Below are 19266 nucleotides of genomic sequence, written 5' to 3'. Positions count from 1 at the left end.
CTGACACGCTCGGCTCCGTCTACCGCGACACGCTCGACGGTGATCCGGCCCAGGCAGCGGCCCACCTGCGCACGGTGCTCGATCGCACACGCATCACTCCCGGCATCGTTGTCGGTGACGATCGCCTCCACGTCCGCTGGACCACGGACTCCCACGACCCGTTCGAGGAATTGGTCGCCGAAATCGCCGTATCCGCAATCACAGCGGTAACCGGTCACGCGGCAACCTTGCTGTGCAAGTGCGAGGCACCACGGTGCGTGCTGTACTTCACCCGACTCAACGCACGTCAGCACTGGTGCAGTGACGTGTGCGGCAATCGCGCACGTGTCGCTCGCGCCGCAAGGACGCGCCGGAAATCGCATCCCGCAGAAGGCTCACAACCGAAAAGCGAGGCTCACAACCCTGGTGGTCGACCCTCCGGGTTGTGAGCCTCACTTCTGCATTGTGAGCCTCCCGTCGAACGCCATCTGCGGTCAGCGGGCGTAGCGGTCGGCGAGCTCGGTTCCGATCCGCGCCAGTTCCTCCTGCACCGAGACCAGCTCGAGGACCTCGACATTGTCGACTCCGTGAAGGTCCCCTGAGATACACCTCGCGACGGACGGGCGCACACCGACCCCGACGACCGGCGACCTGCACCCGCCTCGCTACGCTCCAGCCCATGAGTGAGCCGACTTCGACCTACGCCAACGTGACGCTCGACCCGCGTGCCAACGTCTACTTCGACGGCAAGTGCGTCAGCCACAACTTCCATCTGGCAGATGGAACCCGCAAGTCGGCCGGCGTGATCCTGCCCGCGACCCTGAACTTCGGCACCGCTGATCCCGAGGTCATGGAGCTGCACAGCGGCGCGTGCCGCGTCCGGCTCGCCGGCAGCGAGGACTGGACCTCCTACGGCGCAGGCGACTCCTTCTCGGTGCCCGGCGACTCGTCGTTCGACATCGAGGTCACCGAAGCCGTCAGCTACGTCTGCCACTACGGCTGACCACACTCCCCAGCGAACGAGAACGCTCCCACCGAGTCCTGCTCGGTGGGAGCGTTCTTCCGTTCGTGGCGACCGGGCCACTACATACGAACCCGACTCAGCCGGTGACCACTGCGCGGTCGGCCGAAGTGCCGGCCTGCGCCTTCCGCTGCGACGAGGCGTGGCCGACGAACATCGCCGACGCCACGATCCCGATGATCAGGACCGAGGCGGGCAGGAGCATCGACTGGCTCAGCACGATGCTGAACTTCTCGGCGATCTGCTCCGGGAGACCGGCTCCCATCGCGGCTCCGCCGCCCTCACCGGCCTGCACCTCACCCAATCCTTGGGCGGCCATCCGCGACGAGATCAGAGCACCGATCGCGGCGCTGCCCAGCACCGAACCGACCTGGCGGGTGGTGTTGTAGATGCCGGCACCGGCGCCCGCCTGGTGGATCGGCAGGTTGTGCGTTGCGGTGGAGGCCAGCGGCGCCCATATGCACGAATTGGACAGGCCGGCGATACCGGCGATGAGCAGGAACAGCACGATGGGGCTGTCCGGCGTCATGAGCACCGCGAACCCGAAGATCGTCGCGGAGAAGAGCGTGAAGCCGACGGTGGGCAGCACCCGGGGCGGCATCCGGTCGGAGAACTTACCGATGAGCGGTGCCGTCAGACCGGTGACGATCGCCATCGGGGCGAAGATCAGGGCGGCTTTCGTGGGCGAGAATCCGCGGACCGTCTCGAGATAGAAGTAGGCCGGAACCATCAGGGCGGTCATGGCTGCGCGCCTGGTTGAAGACGAACAGCACCATCACCGCGATACCCGCGAGGATCATCGTCCAGGTCCATACGTCCCAGTCGCGGCTGGAACCTTCCTGGATTCCGAAGACCAGCAGGAACAATCCGACGCCGCTGAGGATCACGCCGACGACGTCGAACTTGTGCGGTTGGGTCTCGAGACTGGGCACCAGCCATGCCGCCAACACGAAGGCGATGATGCCGACCGGGACGTTGATGTAGAAGATCCAGTTCCAGCCCTGCCAGTCGACCAGTACACCGCCGACGAGGGGCCCGAGCAGCGAGGCCAGTCCGGCGACCGCGCCCCACAGACCCATGGCGGTGCCACGCTTGTCGGGCGCGAAGGTGCGGGTGATGATCGCCATCGTCTGCGGCGTCATCAGCGCCGCGCCGAGTCCCTGGACGGCGCGGGCGGCGATGAGCATCTCGATGGTGCCGGAGGTCGCGCACCACAGCGACGCCGCGGTGAACACCACCAGGCCCGCGAGATAGACGTGCTTGGGTCCGAACCGGTCGCCGAGACGACCGGTGAACAGCAGGGGCACCGCATAGGTGAGCAGATGCGTTGGCCACCCAGACGACCTGATTGATGTCGGCCTGCAGGTCGGCCATGATCGCCGGGTTGGCCACCGCGACGATGGTCAGATCCAGCAGGATCATGAAGAACCCGACCACCAGGGCCGACAGGCCCCACCACGGATTACGTTCGGTTTGGATCGATTTCGTTCCTGTTCGTACCGGTCGAGCACGAGCGGCGATCTATTGGGTCGAGGTGTCCCGGTTCGGTCGTTGCGCTACGACCGACCGGGACCGCTACTTTCCGCACTGCTCCTCCGCAGTTCGGCGAGAGTCTCATCCGTCAGCGCCGCACCCCAGTCGCGGCCGAGATCACGGGGCGGGTCCGGAAGTCGTCGATCGGCGGCATCGACGCTCTGCCACACCAGGGAGCCGTCGCGGATCTCCTCGATCAGTGCACGAAGCCACTCCGATTCGTGGGCGGTCCTGTCCCGGAGGAAGTCGACGGCCACCCAGTAGCGACGCGGCACGCCGTTGTCCGCGGCCCACGTGCGGATCGCGTCGAACTCGACAAGTTCCTCCTCGAGCCTGTCGATGCGCTCGCCGAGGAGGACGACGACCTCGTCGGCCGGAAGGTTGTGCGATTCGGCGAGGCCGAGGGGAAAGATCGGATACTCCCGCGCCGGGCGTCGGATGGTCTCGGCGAGGCGGGCCCGCACGGTCGCGGCACCGGCCTCGGTGATGCTGTAGGTGGTGCGCTCGGGCCGATTACCTGCGCGTTCGGTGCCCTCCCTGCCGGATCAGTCCGCTTTCCGCGAGACGGGTAACGGTGTGGTACAGCGAGCTCGGCCGAAGCTTGATCAGGTTGTCCTCGCGGCGCCTGAGCAGAAGCTGGGTCGCTCGACATCGGCACGCTCGAGCGACCCCGGAATCGGCGCGTCCTGGTGGCAGAATGCCCGGGGGTGGAGGCCGATTCGCCGACGCACACCTGATGGGCACGTCCGTAGGAAGGACTTTCGAGTAGTCCGCTACGCATGGTTCCGCAGCACCGAGGGTGATGCTTCATTCGATGCCGCTTCCGGAGCAGGAGAGGATCCGTCATGGCCGACCTGGACTCCCCATCGACCCGCGAGGTCTGCGGAACGCCGGACAGGGCAGCGCGCACCGGCCCCGACAGGTGTCGGGAGCATTCCGGTCGTCGTTCACGTCGCGCATGATCCCGCGTCGCCGTCCCAGATCCTCAACTACGCCCAGTTCCCCGGCTGACCGGCAGCGACCGACGGTGTCGTCATCGCCCACTCGTGCTTCGGGACCACCGGCACAGCGCGACCTCCCTTCCATCTCGGTCGCACCGCGACATACGAGATCGGTCGCTGGTTGAGCCTACGCCGCATCTGGGGCGACGACGGCGATGCGATGCTCATGTTCACCTCCGGGCAGTCGCTCCGCATGCGGGCGTACCTGGAAGGACCGCGTGCGCCGTTCCTGCTCGGGGCGATGGACTCGGCCCAGCCGGACCCACTCGCGCTCGGTCCGTCCGGCAACGGCGGGACACGAGCCGATACCTCGGCACTTGTGTCACTCGACGGCGAGGTGGACGAGCTGCGACGTCAGATCGCCTCGCTCCGGTCGCTTCTCGATCAGATCGGCGCAATCCTGGACCGCGTCGGCTGATCACCCACCACGGACCCGTCAGGACGCACTGTGAGCGAACCGTCGTCGATCATCGGTACCTGGTTCCATTCCTACGAGGAGGACACCGACACCGCGAGGGTCTACCGCCGTCGCGGGTTTCCGGTTCCTCGCTCACGAGGTCCTCACGTTCGAATCGGGGCAACCATGAACCTGAGATGAGCGGTTCCGGCCGATGCGACGCACCGGCCGGAACCCGTCGTTCGAATACGGTCACGATCTGTGCAGCCACACATCGACGCTGCCGAACCCCATGTGTCCGCGCGACCGTCCCCGGTTGTATCCACCAGGAACCGCGGGGATGCCGATCGGTGCGCCACGATCCGGCGTTGTACCCGAAAATGTTGACGGCGAGCTGCGGCACCCATACGAGGTGCCCGCGAGTGAAGCCGCAGACAGTGAACGTGTTGCCCTTCATCAGGCACGGGACGCCACCTGCGGCCGCGCAGTTCTCGAGGTCGGAAAGACCGAAGATCGTGTGCGATCAGTGGTTGAGATGTTGCAGCCGTTCGTGTTCCGACAGTCCACCCCACACTCCGTGCGGTTCGCCGCTGAGTATCGCGTGGGTGCGGCACTCGGCCAGCACCGGGCAGTTCGCGCAGATGCGCTTCGCGACGACCTCGCGCCGCCTGCGGATGTTCGGTGGTTCGCCCTCCGGGGCGAAGAAGAAGTACTCGTCGGAGGTCCGGCAGTTGGCATGCTGTTGCCATCCGAGTCGCGGCCGGACACGCTCGGTCAGCATGGTCATCCGACCATCACCACCTCCAGTGTGCGGGGGCCGTGCACGCCCTCGACGCGTTCGAGTTCGATGTCCGACGTCGCGGACGGTCCGCTGATCATCGTGATCGGCCGCTCCGGGACGAGCCGGGCCAGCGCTTCGGGCACTCCCACCTCGACGTCGCCCATCGCCACCACACACACGTGCAGGTCGGGGACCAGTGTCAGCGCGCGTCGCCCCTGGTCGGGGTTGCCGTCGAGGAAGATCGTGCCCGTCTCGGCGCAGGTGACCGCAGAGCCGGTGACGACCCCGTCGAGATCACCGAGGTCGGCTGCAGGTCGGTCGGTGGAGTCGACCACCACCTCGCCACCGAACTCCGCCATCCACGAGCGTTCCAGGCCCTCCGGGATCCCGACGCGGCGCACCCCGCGATCCGTGAGAATCTTCGCCAGCACGACGGGTAGATCCTCCGGCGTGCTCTGGTGCACGTGGGCCTTGTAGTCGACCAGTCGGTCGACCAACAGCTCGCGGCGTTCGGCGTCCGGCAGGGTGCGTCCGAGACGGTAGTCGCGCGGTACCTCGACCGGTACCGGCGGTGCCAGGGTCTGCGCCGAACGGATCCGGCCGAGAATCGCGTCGCGACTGCTCATCGCTGCTGTCCTTCCTCGCGTGCCTTCGCGAGCGCGGCACGTCCTTCGTCGGATGCCCACCATTGCCGGAAGGTCTGTTTCGGCGGGGCCGGCATGTCGCGGGCGTCTGTCCAGCCGGCCAGTGGACCGGGAAGATGGGTGATCTTTCCCTTCTTGCCGGCGAGGACGCGGCCGAGCCCGGCGGCCTTCTGCGCGGCCGTCCAGCGTCGTGAGGTCGACATGGCCAGCGAGGCGGCCTTCATCGCCGCGGCCTCGGGTCCGAAGCGGGCGTGTTCGACCTTCTGGTGGCGCAGTTCCACCAGCAACGAGGGGATGTCGATCTTGACGGGGCAGGCGTCGTAGCAGGCACCGCACAGGCTCGATGCGAACGGCAGGCTGGCGTTGGGGTCGTCGGGTTCGTCCATCCCGGCCAATTGCGGGCTGAGGACGGCGCCGATCGGGCCCGGATAGGTCGAGCCGTAGGCGTGGCCTCCGGTGCGCTCGTAGACCGGGCACACGTTCAGGCAGGCCGAGCAACGGATGCAGTGCAGTGCTTCACGTCCGATCTCGTCGGCGAGCGCGGCGGTGCGGCCGTTGTCCAGCAGTACGAGGTGGAATTCCTGCGGGCCGTCGCCGGGGGTGACACCGGTCCACATCGACGTGTAGGGATTCATGCGCTCTCCCGTCGACGAGCGCGGCAGCAGCTGCAGGAACACCTCGAGGTCGCGGAAGGTGGGCAGCAGCTTCTCGATACCCATGACGGTGATGAGCGTCTGCGGCAGCGTCAGGCACATGCGGCCGTTGCCCTCGGATTCGACGACGGCGAGGGTGCCGGTCTCGGCGATGCCGAAGTTCGCGCCCGACACCGCAACCGGCACCGTCATGAACTTGTGTCGCAAGAATTTTCGTGCCGCGGCTGCGAGATGGCGGGGGTTGTCGTCGAGGTCGGGGTCGACGTCCGGCATCTCACGCAGGAAGATCTCGCGGATCTCGGCGCGGTTGCGGTGGATGGCAGGCACGAGGATGTGCGAGGGCTTGTCGTGGCCGAGCTGGACGATGAGCTCGGCGAGGTCGGTCTCGTAGGCCGCGATCCCTTGTTCCTCGAGGTGCTCGTTGAGTCCGATCTCCTGGGTGGCCATCGATTTGACCTTGATGACCTCGTCGGATCCCGTCTTCCGGATCAGGTCGGTGACGATGGCGTTGGCCTCGGCGGCGTCGGCCGCCCAGTGCACCACGCCGCCGCGCGCGGTCACCGCCTCCTCGAGCTGGGTGAGCAACTCCGGGAGGCGGTTGAGCACGTCGGTCTTGATGGCGGCGCCGGCGTCGCGCAGTTGCTCCCAGTCGGGCAGTTCCCCGGTGACGTCCAGTCGCTTGGCACGGATCGTGTGGGTGGCCTTGCCGATGTTGCGGCGCAACTGCGGGTTCGCGAGTTCCTGGTGCGCTGCGTCGGGAAACTTCCTGATGCCGCGCAGATTTCCGGATCCACGCGGCGGGACGACGGGCATACCGAGTGCGGTCACGCGGGCACTCCCTTGGAGGCGACAGCCGGTTCCACGGAGGCGAGGATCTCGGCGAGGTGGATGGTGCGGGTACCGGTGCGCAGTCGTGTGAGACCGCCACCGATGTGCATCAGACACGACGAGTCGCCAGCGCTGCAGTATTCGGCACCGGTGGCGGCGACATTGTTCAGCTTGTCGGCGAGCATCGCGGTGGAGGTCTCGGCGTTCTTGATCGCGAAGGTGCCGCCGAATCCGCAGCACGAGTCGGCCTCGGGCAGTTCGACGAGGTCGATCTCGCGCACGGCCCGCAACAGCTGGAGCGGCTTCTCCCCCACTCGCAGCATCCGCAGCGAGTGGCAGGTGGGGTGATAGGTCACTCGGTGGGGGAAGTAGGCGCCGACGTCGGTGACGCCGAGGACGTCGACGAGGAATTCGGACAACTCGTACGTCTTGGCCTTGACGGTGTCGACCCGCCCGCACAACGACGCGGAACCGTAACGGGAGGCGACGATTTCGTGCTGGTGGCGAACGGATCCGACGCATGATCCGGAAGGGGCGACGACGGCGTCGATATTGGTGTCGTCGAAGGCATCGACGTAGTTCTCGACGAGCGGCAGCGCGTCGGGTTGGTAACCGGTGTTGACGTGCATCTGGCCGCAGCAGGTCTGGCGTTCGGGGAAGACGACGTCGTGCCCGAGCCGGGTGAGGAGCAGGGCGGTGGCCGAAACGGCCTTCGGGAACATCGTGTCGCCGAGGCACGTCGCGAACAGGGCGATTCGCATGGAGATCTCCGCATCGGGGGTGTGGTCTGACCACATTGAACCACACGTTCCGGAGATGCGCCGCACATTTTCGGATATCGACCACACATTCCGTCAGGGGGTCGACTGTGACGCGGACCATGGTGTACCTTCACGTGGTCTGACCACATCGGTCGAAATCACATCCGCCGCCGACAGCGGCGCAACCACAGGAGTTTCGTGTGGCAACCCGTATATCGGCGGTGACATTCACTCCCGCCACTGACGCCATCGCAGGCAGCCTCACCGCATCGGCTCTCGTGGGCCTTGCGCCGCTGCTGACCTTCTTCGTCCTGCTCGCCGGCTTCAAACTCAAGGCCTGGTATTCCGGACTCGGTGCCCTCGTCGTCGCGCTCGTCGTCGCGATCATCGGTTTCGACATGCCCGCGCCGCTGGCCGGCCTGTCCGCCCTGCAGGGCATCACCTTCGGGCTCTTCCCGGTGATGTGGATCGTGATCACCGCGATCTGGTTCTACGAACTCACCGTCGTCAGTGGCCGGTTCGAGGATCTGCGGCGCATCTTCAACTCGATCGGTCACGGCGACATGCGGATCCAGGCGATGCTCATCGCTTTCTGTTTCGGCGGCATGCTCGAAGCACTCGCCGGATTCGGCGCACCCGTCGCGATCACCGGCGCCATGCTCGTCACCCTCGGTATGCCCGCCCTGCGGGCCGCGGTCACGGTCCTGATCGCCAACACCGCACCGGTCGCCTTCGGCGCCATGGCCATCCCGATCACCACCGCCGGCGCCCTGACCGACATCCCCGCCACCGAGATCGCTGCCGTCGTCGGCCGTCAGACACCCGTCCTGGCGCTCTTCGTGCCGCTGTTGCTGCTCTTCCTCGTCGACGGTCGTCGCGGTGTCCGGCAGGCCTGGCCGATCGCACTGGTCACCGGCACGACCTTCGCACTCGCCCAGTTCTGGTGCTCGAGCCACTTCTCGTACGAACTCACCGATGTCGTCGCCTCGCTCGCCGGCCTCACCGCAGCCGTGCTCATGCTCCAGGTCTGGAAGCCGCGGACCCCCGAGGACCAACTATCACGCACCCGCACCCGCACCGATGCCGTCGCGGTCCAGGCCGGCAAGGAGGGACCCGGAGGCGCTCACGCTCCGCAGCGTCCCGTCGCCGACGAATCGCTGACCGCTTCGCGCGTCGTCATGGCCCTGTTCCCGTATCTACTGGTCATCACGGTGTTCGGTATCGCGAAGCTGTGGACCGTCGGTGTCGATCTGCCGGAGCGTCTCGCCGCCACCGACGTCGAGATCGAGTGGCCCGGCCTGTACGGCAATCTGATCACGGGCAACGGCGACGCATCGAGCAGCGCGGTCTACACGTTCTCGTGGCTGTCGTCGCCGGGAACACTGCTGCTGCTCAGCGGCGCGATCGTCACCCTCGTCTACGCACGGTGGGACAACGGTGGCATGTTCCCGCTGACCGTCCGCCGGGCCGCGGCAACCTTTGGCACCACCGTCGTGAGGATGAAGCTCGCCATCGCCACGGTGGCCACCGTCCTGGGTCTGAGCTACGTGATGAATCAGTCCGGCCAAACCGTCGCGATCGGCACGTGGCTCGCCGGAACCGGCGCGATCTTCGCCCTGTTCTCCCCGATCCTCGGTTGGCTCGGCACCGCCGTCACAGGCTCGGACACCTCCGCCAACGCCCTGTTCGCCCGCCTGCAGCAGGCCGCCGGGCAGACCGCCGGCATCGACCCGACTCTGCTGGTCGCGGCGAACACCTCCGGTGGTGTGGTCGGCAAGCTGATCAGCCCGCAGAATCTCACCATCGCTGCCACCGCAGTCGATCGGCCGGGCAGCGAATCGGTGTTGCTGCGCAAGGTGATCGGCTACAGCGTCGCGATGCTCGTCCTCCTCTGTGTGCTGGTCTACCTGCAGTCCACCCCGGTGTTGTCCTGGATGCTTCCCTGATCCGGAATCGACTAGGCTCTGAAGTCATGTCGTCGTCCGAGGGTCGTGCGTGGGAGCAGGTGCTCAACCACTTGGAGCAGATGCTGGTCACGGGAGAACTCGGCCCGGGCCAGCGTCTGCCCCCGGAGCGCACGCTCGCCGCACAACTCGGCGTCGGCCGGTCCTCTGTTCGTGAGGCGCTGCGGGTGATGGAAGCCCTCGGTCTGCTCAGCACCCACACCGGATCCGGGCCGAACGCCGGCGCGATGATCGTCTCGCGACCCACCGGCGGGATGTCGATGCTCATGCGCCTGCAGGTCGCCGCGCAGAACTTCCCGGTCTCCGACATCGTCCGCACGCGCCTGGTGCTCGAGACGGAAGTGATGCAGACTCTGGCCGACCGGACCCCGGCACCGGAACTCATCCAGGCCGAGGAACTCTTGGACGCGATGGACGATCCGGAGTTGGCCGCACCCGAGTTCCTGGTTCTCGATGCCCAGTTCCACGTCGCGATGGCCGACGCGGCGGGCAACCTCGTCGTCGCGGCGATGATGGCCGGTCTGCGCGACTCCATCGAGAGCTACGTCCTCGCGGGCGCACCAAGTACCGACTGGCCCATGACCTGCGTGCGGCTGCGTCACGAGCACCGTGGTCTCGTCGACGCGGTCCGCGCCGGCGATGCCACGCTCGCCCGCAAGCGCATCGTCGAGCACATCCGCGGTTACTACACTCAGAGTTTCGGCGCCGACGCGTTCTGACGTCCGACTCGGGCGATGTCCACCGAATGGTCTGTGACCGGTTCGGGGACGCGTGTGGATCGTCGGCGATCGACCAGCACCGCGAATACCACGATGAGCAGCAGCGACCACCCCCAGGTAGGGCGCATGTACTCGGCATACCGTCCCGCCTCCACCCATCTGCCCGAGTACCATTCGTCGGCACTGAGGAAGCCGTACACCGCCAGCCAGGCCGGCCAGTTCCGCATCACGGACTGTGGGAGGACCACGCTCATGAGCAACGGGAACAGGAGCATCGAGTAGTACATCTGCCCGAGCGAACCGAGCAGGAACGACGCGGTCATCAGCACGCCGGCACCGGTGACTACGAAGAACACCTCGTCGTGCCGGTGGTAGCGGTGGAGCAGATACATCGTGGCCGCGGCGAGGAACGCGAAACCGATGCGCAGCGCGAGGATCAGTGGTTCGGGCAGACCGTAGTAGGTGCCATTGCCGGTGATCGAACTGTTGAAGTAGTCGCGGGACTGCAACAGATACGGAACGGTGCGTTCGACGAACTGCCACGGATCCGCAGCCCACGGCCACGCCAATGCGGTGAGCCCGACCGGCACCAATGCGGCGGTCAGGAGAACCTTGCTCTGGCGGCGCAGCACGGGAAGCAACAGCAACGGCGCGAGAATCGGTTTGATCGCGAAGGTCACCCCGATCGCCGCGCCCGCCCAGAGGTCCCGCCGCGCCAGCAACAGCGTCAGGAACGCCACCTGGCCGAGCAGGATCACCCCGTTGATGTTGGTGAACACCAGGGTGTTGATCACCGATTCGGACGCGAAGGCGACCGTCACCGCGATCGGGAACACCGTCGATCGCGCCGTGTACCCGAACATCCGCACGACGAGATACACGGCGACGAGGACGGCCGCCGCGTTGACCCCGATGAACGCCCATCGCGAGAGTTCGTGTTCGAGGACCGCGAACGGTGCGATCAGCAGCGAACCCGACGGCGGGTAGAGGTAGTGCGGGTCGACGTGTTCGTACGTCGCTGTGTAGACCGGTTCACGGTTCCAGAAGGCGACGGCTGCGCGGTAGACGCCAGTGAAGTCGTCCGTGCGCGCACCGTCCACGGCGCGGATCACCGTGCGATGGACGACGAGCATCACGGCGACCGGCCAGAAGACACACTTCAGCAGAGCCTGCGGTGACCGCACGGTCGGCTGGACCCACCACGGCCCACCGTCCCGACCGCGATCCGAGCTCTCGCTCATCGCTGATAAACGTCGGGAATCCCGTCGCCGTCCTCGTCGACCCGCTCGGCTGCCGTGATCCTGCGGTAGGCACGGTTACGGGCGACGAGAACAGTCGAGGCCAGAGCGGCGCTGAGCAACGATCCGCACAGCACGGCCACCTTCACGTGATCGGCTGCGACGGTGCCTGCACCGTAAGCGAGGTCGCCGATGAGCAGGGACACCGTGAAGCCGATACCGCCGAGCAGGGACACACCCAGCACGTCCACCCAACTCAGCTCGTCGTCGAGATGTGCTCGGGTGAAGCGCGCCACCAGGTAGCTGACCCCGAAGATTCCGACGACCTTGCCGACGACCAGACCGGCGATCACCCCGGCGGAGATGGGATCGGTGAGGGCGTTCGCCAGGCCGGTGAATCCGCCGACGGTGACGCCGGCGGCGAAGAAGGCGAAGACCGGCACGGCAATTCCGGCGGACAGCGGCCGGATCCGGTGTTCGACGTGCTCGGCGACCGGAATCGTGCGGTCCCCCACCTGCCGGGCGACGGGAACCGCGAAGCCGAGCAGTACACCGGCGATGGTCGCGTGCACACCGGATTCGTGGACCAGCCACCAGGTCACTGCCGCCAACGACGCCAGGAGCCACCAGGCACCGAAGCCGCGTCGGAGCGCGATGCCGAACAGCGCCAACGGGATCAGCGCCCCGCCCAGGTAGAGCAGGTTCACCTCGTCGGTGTAGAAGACCGCGATCACGGTCACGGCGAGCAGGTCGTCGACCACGGCGAGGGTGAGCAGGAACGTTCGCAGCGCCGACGGGAGATGACTACCGATGACGGCGAGAATCGCTACGGCGAACGCGATGTCGGTGGCCGTCGGGACCGCCCATCCGTTCAACGCGTCGGCGCCACCACGAAGATTGATGACGGCGAAGATCAGGGCCGGGACGATCATGCCGCCCAGGGCGGCGGTCACCGGCATGGCGGCACGCCGCAGGTCCCGCAGACTGCCTTCGACGAATTCCCGTTTGAGCTCGACGCCGACGACGAAGAAGAACACGGCGAGCAGTCCGTCGGCCGCCCAGGTGCCCAGGGACAGGTCCAGGTGCCATGACGCCGGACCGATACGGGTCTCCCGCAGGGCGTGGTAGGAGTCCGACCATCCGGTGTTCGCCCAGATCAATGCGATGACGGCGCCGATGAGCAGCAGGACACCGCCGACGGTCTCCTTGCGGAGGATCTCCGTCACACGGCGTGTGTCCTGCCATGTTCCGCGAGAGAGGAAAGGGACTCCGGAGAAGATGTTCGGCATCACAGGTCCTCGGAATTCTCGACGGCACGCGGTACGCGAACGTGGACCGGCTGGGTCGGATGCACCCGATCCGCATGGGCGGCAGTATGTTCCGATCCTCGGAGTGGAATCGGATACCGAAAACTAGGGCATCCCTGCGATTTCGGTGTCGGACGCCGACACGCAGCAGGGAGGCCGATGCGACCTCCGGCGCTGCGGTGGGCATGCCTCGCGAGAGTGCCGCTCACTGCGCCGGCTGCAGAGCTCGGGCGCGACGGGTGGCGACGGGACAGACGGGTACAGACACGGGTCCTCCGGTTCGACGACGTAATTCCTTCTGCCGACCAGACTTCCCGGCGCACCGAGATCGACCATACCGCATCGGGTCAGTTCGACGCGGTGCCCGTCACGTTCTCCTCGGGAGCGACCCGAACGGCGACCGTGGGTTCGTTCGTACCCGCATCCGGCGAGACGACGGTGGGATCGACGACGAGCACAGGCACATGAGAGTGCCCGATGAGGTATTCGGCGACGCTACCGAGCATCCGGGAGGACATGCCTCGTCCGCGGCGCCCCACGACGAGAACGTCGGCGTGATGTTCCTCGGCGAACCAACCCAGGCATCGACCGGCCGGGCCGGCGAGGACGGCATATCCCACCGAAATATCACCCATCGATTCGACGGCCTGCTCGAGTCGTCGTCGCACCGTGGCGAGAAGTTCGGAGTCCGGATCGCCGGCGTCGTCGTAGGAGATCACGACGACGAGTTCGAGCACTCCCCCGGACGGGCCGAACAGTCGTCGCGCCGCATCCAGCGCATGCTTGGCCTCGGTGGATCCGTCGTAGCCGACCATCACGCGAAGTCCGCCCTCGTCGACCTCCCCGGTGTGCTGCCGGGCCACCGTCGTCACTTCGACGGACCGGGGAACACGCTCGATGCGCTCGAAGGCGATAGGGACGAACAACGGCCCGAGGATGACGGCGATGATCGTCCAGCGAGGGTCGTGGCCTCGCCGTGCCATCCACAGACCGGTCACGAGCCCGGACAGCACCCACACGACGAGGAAGGCGACGAAGACTGCCCAGTTCATGGCGTGCCCCCAGATGCGTGCGCCGAGAAGAGGTGTACCGCTGCGTTCATGTCATCCTCCGGGGTCGTCGAAGAAACCTGTTCCCGCCGACCAGTCTTCCCGGCACACCAGGGGAGACGATACCCGACCCGGCCGCGTGATCTCACCTGTTGTTCCGACAGGTCTGCGCGCGGAGGACGTCGCCGCGAGATCGCCCCCGTCAGCGTCGAGTCGGACCCCCGGCGGTATCCGCCCGATCACTGTCCTGCAACTGCCGGATGGCGTCGACCAGCGGCGCCAGGACGGGTTCGGTTGCGGCCTCGTCGAGCGCCTCCCGCAGGGCGGCGTTGTGGGTGGGCCGGGCCTCTTCGAGCAGGCGCCGGCCGGCGTCAGTGACGTCGGTGTAGATGCCGCGGCGATCGGTGGGACACAGATAGCGCGCGAGCAACCCGCGGTCCTCGAGCCGGGTGACCAGCCGCGTCGTCGCGCTCTGACTGAGGACCACAGCGTCGGCGACCTGGCGCATCTGCAGGTGCCCGCCCTCCCCGTCGTGCTGACGGTTGAGCACGTCCAGCAGCGAATATTCGCGCACGCTCAATTCGTGGCCGGACTGCAGAGCGCTCTCGATCCGGTTCTCGATTCGCCCGTGCAGGAGCGACAGCGCCGACCAACTGTTGGCCAACGCGGTCATCGACGGGTCCGTGGCGGTCATGGTCGGCTCCTGGGTCGGCTCGTACGAACAGGTGACGCCGACGGCATGCCGACGTCGCCACATCGCTCACTATACCCGCGCTTGCAGTTAGTCGGCGTCTGCAATTATTGTCTACGCCAGTAAAGCGCGTCTGCGTCTCTTCTCGATCGAAGGATCGTTCTCATGCCACTCGCCCTGCTGGCCCTGGCCATCGGTGCCTTCGGAATCGGCACCACCGAGTTCGTGATCATGGGGTTGCTCCCCCAGGTCGGATCGGATCTCGGAGTGTCGATCCCCACCGCCGGATATCTCGTCACCGGCTACGCCCTCGGCGTCATGATCGGCGCCCCGATCATGACGGCGCTCGGCACCAGGATCTCCCGTAAGAACATGTTGATGCTGCTCATGGGCCTGTTCGTCCTGGGCAATGCCGTCTCTGCCCTCGCGCCCACCTTCGCCGTCATGCTGATCGGCCGCGTGGTCGCCTCCCTCGCTCATGGAGCGTTCTTCGGCATCGGCTCGGTGGTCGCCGCGGAGCTGGTGGCACCGCAGAAGAAGGCCGCTGCCATCTCCCTGATGTTCACCGGACTGACGGTGGCCAATGTCGTCGGCGTCCCACTGGGTACCTTCGTCGGCCACACCGCGGGCTGGCGGGCGACGTTCCTGGTCGTCGCCGCGCTCGGCGTCGTCGGTCTCGTGGGCGTCGCGAAACTCGTCCCCGACGTCCCCCGACCCGAGGGCGTCCGGCTGCGTCACGAGATCGCGGCGTTCAAGAACGTCCAGGTCGTGCTGGCCATGACCATGACGGTCCTCGGCTTCGGGGGCGTGTTCGCCGCGATCACCTACATCGCACCGATCCTGACCGATGTCGGCGGTTTCGCCGAGTCCTCCGTCCCCTGGCTGATGGCCGTGTTCGGAACCGGCATGGTGGTCGGCAACCTCGTCGGGGGACATTTCGCCGACCGCAATCTCATGCCGATGCTCTACACCGCCCTGGCCGGTCTGGCCGTGGTGCTCGGTCTGTTCACCTTCCTGGCCTCCGACAAAACCGTGTCCGTCGCGGCGGTCTTCCTGATCGGCGCTCTCGGTTTCGCGACCGTCCCGCCCCTGCAGAAGCACGTCCTCGACCATGCGCACGGCGCCCCGACCCTGGCGTCCGCCGCCAACATCGGTGCCTTCAATCTCGGCAACGCTCTGGCCGCCTGGCTCGGCGGCATGGTGATATCCGCCGGATTCGGGTACACGGCACCCAACGCCGTCGGGGCCCTCCTGGCCGCGTCCGCCCTTCTCCCGGCGGTCCTGTCCCACCGACTACAGCGAAAGGACGATCACGCCAACGCAACTCGCCCATCCGCAGAACCCGACCTCCACAGCACCTCCCGTACGGCCGTCGACCCCGTCCGACTCTGATCCCGAACTACGCGAACACCCCCGAAGGAGCACCCTCTCGTGACATCGTCCACGATCCCCACCGTCACCCTGAACAACGGCGTCGAGATCCCCCAGCTCGGCTTCGGCGTCTTCCAGATCCCCGAGTACGAGACCACCGCGGCCGTCAGCGCCGCACTCGAGACCGGCTACCGCCACATCGACACCGCCGCGATCTACGGCAACGAGGCCGGCGTCGGCCGCGCGCTGGCGGACTCCGGACTGTCCCGCGACGAACTGTTCATCACGACGAAGGTGTGGAACTCCGATCAGGGCTACGACGCCACCCTCCGTGCCTTCGACACCAGCCTCGCCGCGCTCGGCCTCGATCGTCTCGACCTCTACCTGATCCACTGGCCGACCCCGGCCCGCGACCGCTATGCCGACACCTGGTGTGCCCTCGAACGCCTCGTCGAGGAAGGACGCCTCCGCGCCGCGGGCGTGTCGAACTTTCAGCCCGCCCACCTGCAGCGCCTGCTGGACGGCAGCTCGCTCGTCCCGACGATCAACCAGATCGAATTGCACCCCGGTCTGCAGCAGAGCGAACTGCGCGCCTTCCACGCCGAACACGGAATCGCCACCGAGGCATGGAGCCCGCTCGCCCAGGGCGCCGTGCTGAACGACGAGGCGATCACGTCGATCGCCGAACGCACCGGCAAGTCGCCGGCCCAGGTGGTGCTGCGCTGGCATCTGCAGCTCGGCAACGTCGTCATCCCCAAATCGGTCACGCCGTCCCGGATCCGGGAGAACTTCGAGGTCTTCGACTTCGAGCTGACCGACGAGGACATGTCGACCATCGCCGGTGCCGATCGCGATCTGCGCACCGGACCTCATCCGGACGAGTTCAACTGACAGACCTCGCGGCTCCGGGCGGATCCACCGCCCGGAGCCGGTAAGGCGCTCGAAGAGCTGCGTTCAGGTGTATTCGACGGTCATCCTGTCGATGCTCCCGTCGAACGGGAACGGTGCCCGGTCGAAATAGTCGAGCGAGACCGGTGAACCCAGGCAGGTGCCGATGTCCAGGCAGTCGTTGGCCGTGAACAGCAACGGCGCACTGACCGGCACGACGCTCTCCCCCACCGACTGCCCGTCGACTGACATCCGGACGTTCAACGGACCACCGGGGCGCGCTTCGGCGTACTTGGTGACCACCTCGACGAGGTGGTGTCCCGGTGCGACGCGGCTCGCCGAACGCATCTTCGTCCGCATCAGGATGAACAGGTTGTACTCGTAGCAGAGGTAGCCGTCGTCCGCGAAGCACGTCAGGCCACCACCGTTGGCACCCAGCGCATATAGGACGCCGTGCGCCCGCTCCGGGAAGGTCACCTCGATGCAGACCCGGTTGTTCTTGTTTCCCAGTGCAGGAGCACAGAATTCGGGCATACGCGTGACGTCGCCGGTGAAATCCCAACTCGTGTACGGCGTGGTGATGCGTTGTTCCGGATGGATTGCCGCGACCCAGAGGCCCCCGCCGATGGGAAGGGCGTTGTTCTTGGCCGCTTCGATCGCGAACATCTCCCGCATCTGGGCCAACTTCTCGGGGTACTGCTCGGCGAGGTCGCGGTTCTGCGTCCAGTCCTCGTCGAGGTTGTACAGCTCCCAGGTGTCGTCGTCCGGGCTCCAATCGCGGATTCCGCCGGGCAGGCCGGGCAGCCACGGTGCGCGGGGCCCGAAGGCCGACGCCATCCATCCGTCGTGGTAGATCGCTCGGCTGCCCATGACCTCGAAGTACTGGGTGAGTTTGCCCGCCGGCGCGTCACGGTCCACGAAGGTCCGGGCGAAACCGGCGCCGTCGATCGGATCCTGCGGAATCCCGTTGACGGTCCGCGGCGGTGTGATGCCCAGTAGCTCGTAGAAAGTCGGTACCAGGTCGTTGCAGTGCAGGAACTGGGTGCGTGGGGTGCGCTCCGGCGTGATGCGCGCAGGCCAGCGCACCACCATGGGATTGCGGGTTCCCCCGAGATGGGACGCGAGGAGCTTCATGCCCTTGTAGGGCGTGCTTCCGGCCCAGGCCCATCCCGCGTGGTACATGTTGTCCGTCTTCGGCGAGCCGAGAACATCGAGTCCGCCGAGTTCGTCGAGCGCCGCGATGTGCTGGGCCGTCGTCGTGGGGATCCCGTTCTGCGCGAGCAGTTCGCTGATGGTGCCGTTCTGGCCCTCACCGGACGACCCGTTGTCGCCCCAGATGTAGAAGACCAGGGTGTTGTCGCGATAGCCCAGCCGGTCGAGTTCGTCGAACAACCGCCCCACCTGGACGTCGCAGTGTTCGGCGTATCCGGCCGCGACCTCCATGAGGCGTCGCTGGAAGGGCTTCTCGTCGTCGGGGATGTCGTCCCACGCTGTCATGGTGGGATGCCGCTCGGTGAGTTCGGCCTCCGGTGGGATCCAGCCTTTCTCCTTGGCCCGCTCGCACACCCGCTCGCGGTATGCGTCCCATCCGTCGTCGAACTTGCCTGCATACCGGTCGGCCCACGGCTTCATGATGTGGTGCGGCCCGTGCAGACAACCGCTGGCCCAGTACATGAAGAACGGCCGGGACGGATCGAGCGCCTTGTGGCGGCGCAACCAGCCGATCGCGTCGTCGGCGAGGTCCTCACTGAGGTGGTAGCCCTCCTCGGGAGTCTTCGGGGGCAGGACGACGGTGGTGTTGCGGACGAGGTTCGGCTCGTACTGCGACGCCTCGCCGGCGAGGAAACCGTAGAAGTAGTCGAAACCGACTCCGGTGGGCCAGTTGTCGAAGGGACCCGCTGCGGTGGTCTCCTCCGCAGGGGTGTTGTGCCACTTGCCGAAAGCCGCTGCGGTGTACCCGTAGTGGCGCAGCACCTCTGCTCCGGTGGCGCTCGACTTCGGGATGTGCCCGGAATAGCCGTCCCAGTCGTTGGCGAGTTCGGCGATCTGCCCGTTCCCGACGCGGTGATGGTTGCGCCCGGTCAACAACGATGCGCGGGTGGGCGAGCACATCGCCGTGGTGTGGAAACGGTTGTAGCTGATGCCTTCGTCGAGCAAGCGGTCGAGCGTGGGTGTGTTCACCTCGCCGCCGAATGCGCTCGGCAGACCGGGACCCGCGTCGTCGATGAGGACGACGAGGATGTTCGGGGCGTCATCGGGAAGGCGACGGTGCTGTGTGCGTGGGCTGTAGACCGATTCCTGCATGGTCCGTCCTGCGATGCTTCCCGACGGCACCGGTGGGAACGGCAGAGTTTCTCCGCCCGGGATCGGATCCGGACGCAGATCCTGGCTCATGGTGGATGCCTCTTCTCACCCCATCCGTTCCCAGTACACCACCGGTA

At 66.7% G+C, this 19266-nt stretch carries 18 protein-coding genes and 1 pseudogene; 7 read left to right on the top strand and 12 right to left on the bottom strand.

Features of this window, described 5'->3' with window-relative positions; translation table 11 throughout:
* Positions 1-218 (bottom strand): hypothetical protein (locus AC6CID_RS22110; RefSeq protein WP_498354471.1); only part of this gene is annotated, 218 nt, incomplete at its 3' end.
* Between AC6CID_RS22110 and AC6CID_RS22105 the strand changes: the two genes are divergently transcribed.
* Positions 171-428, top strand: coding sequence for a CGNR zinc finger domain-containing protein (locus AC6CID_RS22105; protein WP_498354470.1), 258 nt, complete (start codon positions 171-173; stop codon positions 426-428). The two genes, AC6CID_RS22110 and AC6CID_RS22105, sit on opposite strands and share 48 nt — an antisense overlap.
* Positions 429-658: 230 nt before the next feature.
* Positions 659-982: a pyrimidine/purine nucleoside phosphorylase gene (gene ppnP / locus AC6CID_RS22100; RefSeq protein ID WP_019289422.1), complete on the top strand. Its 324-nt coding sequence runs from the start codon at positions 659-661 to the stop codon at positions 980-982.
* A 97-nt stretch (positions 983-1079) separates the two neighbouring features.
* On the opposite strand, the pseudogene AC6CID_RS22095 reads toward ppnP, so the two are convergent.
* Both AC6CID_RS22095 and AC6CID_RS22090 read right to left on the bottom strand, forming a co-directional pair.
* Positions 1080-2479: pseudogene (locus AC6CID_RS22095) on the bottom strand (MFS transporter).
* Positions 2480-2556: 77 nt separating this feature from the next.
* Positions 2557-2997: a hypothetical protein gene (locus tag AC6CID_RS22090; protein ID WP_498354466.1), complete on the bottom strand. Its 441-nt coding sequence runs from the start codon at positions 2995-2997 to the stop codon at positions 2557-2559.
* A 658-nt stretch (positions 2998-3655) separates the two neighbouring features.
* Between AC6CID_RS22090 and AC6CID_RS22085 the strand changes: the two genes are divergently transcribed.
* Complete coding sequence (locus AC6CID_RS22085; RefSeq protein ID WP_498354465.1) at positions 3656-3952, top strand: hypothetical protein; 297 nt, start codon at positions 3656-3658, stop codon at positions 3950-3952.
* A 502-nt stretch (positions 3953-4454) separates the two neighbouring features.
* Here AC6CID_RS22085 and AC6CID_RS22080 read toward each other — a convergent pair.
* The 4 genes from AC6CID_RS22080 to AC6CID_RS22065 are packed head-to-tail and all read right to left on the bottom strand — an operon-like array spanning position 4455 to position 7598.
* Positions 4455-4718, bottom strand: a complete 264-nt coding sequence (locus AC6CID_RS22080; protein WP_006552065.1) for a WhiB family transcriptional regulator — start codon at positions 4716-4718, stop codon at positions 4455-4457.
* Positions 4715-5338, bottom strand: a complete 624-nt coding sequence (locus tag AC6CID_RS22075; RefSeq protein WP_064060998.1) for a LutC/YkgG family protein — start codon at positions 5336-5338, stop codon at positions 4715-4717. Before AC6CID_RS22075 ends, AC6CID_RS22080 begins: the two co-directional genes overlap by 4 nt.
* Positions 5335-6837 (bottom strand): LutB/LldF family L-lactate oxidation iron-sulfur protein, encoded by a 1503-nt coding sequence (locus AC6CID_RS22070; RefSeq protein WP_006552063.1) that lies wholly within the window; start codon positions 6835-6837, stop codon positions 5335-5337. Before AC6CID_RS22070 ends, AC6CID_RS22075 begins: the two co-directional genes overlap by 4 nt.
* Positions 6834-7598, bottom strand: coding sequence for a (Fe-S)-binding protein (locus tag AC6CID_RS22065; RefSeq protein ID WP_498354464.1), 765 nt, complete (start codon positions 7596-7598; stop codon positions 6834-6836). Before AC6CID_RS22065 ends, AC6CID_RS22070 begins: the two co-directional genes overlap by 4 nt.
* Positions 7599-7798: 200 nt before the next feature.
* Here AC6CID_RS22065 and AC6CID_RS22060 point away from each other — a divergent pair, with 200 nt between their 5' ends.
* The gene (locus AC6CID_RS22060) at positions 7799-9544 is read left to right on the top strand and encodes an L-lactate permease (protein ID WP_498354463.1); all 1746 of its coding nucleotides are present in this window, start codon (positions 7799-7801) and stop codon (positions 9542-9544) included.
* 26 nt (positions 9545-9570) lie between these two features.
* On the top strand, positions 9571-10281 hold the full coding sequence (locus AC6CID_RS22055) for a FadR/GntR family transcriptional regulator (RefSeq protein WP_006552060.1): 711 nt from the start codon (positions 9571-9573) through the stop codon (positions 10279-10281).
* On the opposite strand, the gene AC6CID_RS22050 is transcribed toward AC6CID_RS22055, so the two are convergent.
* From AC6CID_RS22050 to AC6CID_RS22035, 4 genes are all read right to left on the bottom strand, one after another.
* Entirely contained in the window at positions 10254-11522 is a 1269-nt protein-coding gene (locus tag AC6CID_RS22050; RefSeq protein WP_064060996.1) for a glycosyltransferase family 87 protein, read from the bottom strand. The genes AC6CID_RS22055 and AC6CID_RS22050 overlap by 28 nt on opposite strands.
* Complete coding sequence (nhaA, locus tag AC6CID_RS22045) at positions 11519-12745, bottom strand: Na+/H+ antiporter NhaA (RefSeq protein ID WP_064061040.1); 1227 nt, start codon at positions 12743-12745, stop codon at positions 11519-11521. The genes AC6CID_RS22050 and nhaA overlap by 4 nt, the downstream gene beginning before the upstream one ends.
* Positions 12746-13173: 428 nt before the next feature.
* Positions 13174-13878, bottom strand: coding sequence for a universal stress protein (locus tag AC6CID_RS22040; protein WP_498354462.1), 705 nt, complete (start codon positions 13876-13878; stop codon positions 13174-13176).
* A 199-nt stretch (positions 13879-14077) separates the two neighbouring features.
* Positions 14078-14569 carry a MarR family winged helix-turn-helix transcriptional regulator gene (locus AC6CID_RS22035; protein WP_006552056.1) on the bottom strand — a complete coding sequence of 164 codons (492 nt, stop codon included), beginning with the start codon at positions 14567-14569 and terminating at the stop codon, positions 14078-14080.
* Between the two features lie 162 nt (positions 14570-14731).
* Between AC6CID_RS22035 and AC6CID_RS22030 the strand changes: the two genes are divergently transcribed.
* Together AC6CID_RS22030 and AC6CID_RS22025 are read left to right on the top strand one after the other, a co-directional pair.
* Complete coding sequence (locus AC6CID_RS22030) at positions 14732-15958, top strand: MFS transporter (protein WP_217579793.1); 1227 nt, start codon at positions 14732-14734, stop codon at positions 15956-15958.
* Between the two features lie 39 nt (positions 15959-15997).
* Positions 15998-16828, top strand: coding sequence for an aldo/keto reductase (locus AC6CID_RS22025; protein ID WP_498354461.1), 831 nt, complete (start codon positions 15998-16000; stop codon positions 16826-16828).
* A 63-nt stretch (positions 16829-16891) separates the two neighbouring features.
* Here AC6CID_RS22025 and AC6CID_RS22020 read toward each other — a convergent pair whose 3' ends face one another.
* Entirely contained in the window at positions 16892-19219 is a 2328-nt protein-coding gene (locus AC6CID_RS22020) for an arylsulfatase (RefSeq protein ID WP_217579795.1), read from the bottom strand.
* Positions 19220-19266: the final 47 nt, after the last annotated feature.

Source organism: Rhodococcus sp. GQ147 (assembly GCF_059759155.1).
Note: the sequence above shows the minus strand (reverse complement) of the source record. Positions and strands in the feature narration are given on the sequence as shown.

What these genes read in the sequence shown, in the direction of transcription:
- AC6CID_RS22030 (WP_217579793.1), top strand. Translation starts at nt 14,732, where the DNA reads ATGCCACTCGCCCTGCTGGCCCTGGCCATCGGTGCCTTCGGAATCGGC.
- AC6CID_RS22055 (WP_006552060.1), top strand. Translation starts at nt 9,571, where the DNA reads ATGTCGTCGTCCGAGGGTCGTGCGTGGGAGCAGGTGCTCAACCACTTG.
- AC6CID_RS22050 (WP_064060996.1), bottom strand. Translation starts at nt 11,522, where the DNA reads ATGAGCGAGAGCTCGGATCGCGGTCGGGACGGTGGGCCGTGGTGGGTC.
- AC6CID_RS22065 (WP_498354464.1), bottom strand. Translation starts at nt 7,598, where the DNA reads ATGCGAATCGCCCTGTTCGCGACGTGCCTCGGCGACACGATGTTCCCG.
- AC6CID_RS22035 (WP_006552056.1), bottom strand. Translation starts at nt 14,569, where the DNA reads ATGACCGCCACGGACCCGTCGATGACCGCGTTGGCCAACAGTTGGTCG.
- ppnP (WP_019289422.1), top strand. Translation starts at nt 659, where the DNA reads ATGAGTGAGCCGACTTCGACCTACGCCAACGTGACGCTCGACCCGCGT.
- AC6CID_RS22080 (WP_006552065.1), bottom strand. Translation starts at nt 4,718, where the DNA reads ATGACCATGCTGACCGAGCGTGTCCGGCCGCGACTCGGATGGCAACAG.
- AC6CID_RS22040 (WP_498354462.1), bottom strand. Translation starts at nt 13,878, where the DNA reads ATGAACTGGGCAGTCTTCGTCGCCTTCCTCGTCGTGTGGGTGCTGTCC.
- AC6CID_RS22020 (WP_217579795.1), bottom strand. Translation starts at nt 19,219, where the DNA reads ATGAGCCAGGATCTGCGTCCGGATCCGATCCCGGGCGGAGAAACTCTG.
- AC6CID_RS22075 (WP_064060998.1), bottom strand. Translation starts at nt 5,338, where the DNA reads ATGAGCAGTCGCGACGCGATTCTCGGCCGGATCCGTTCGGCGCAGACC.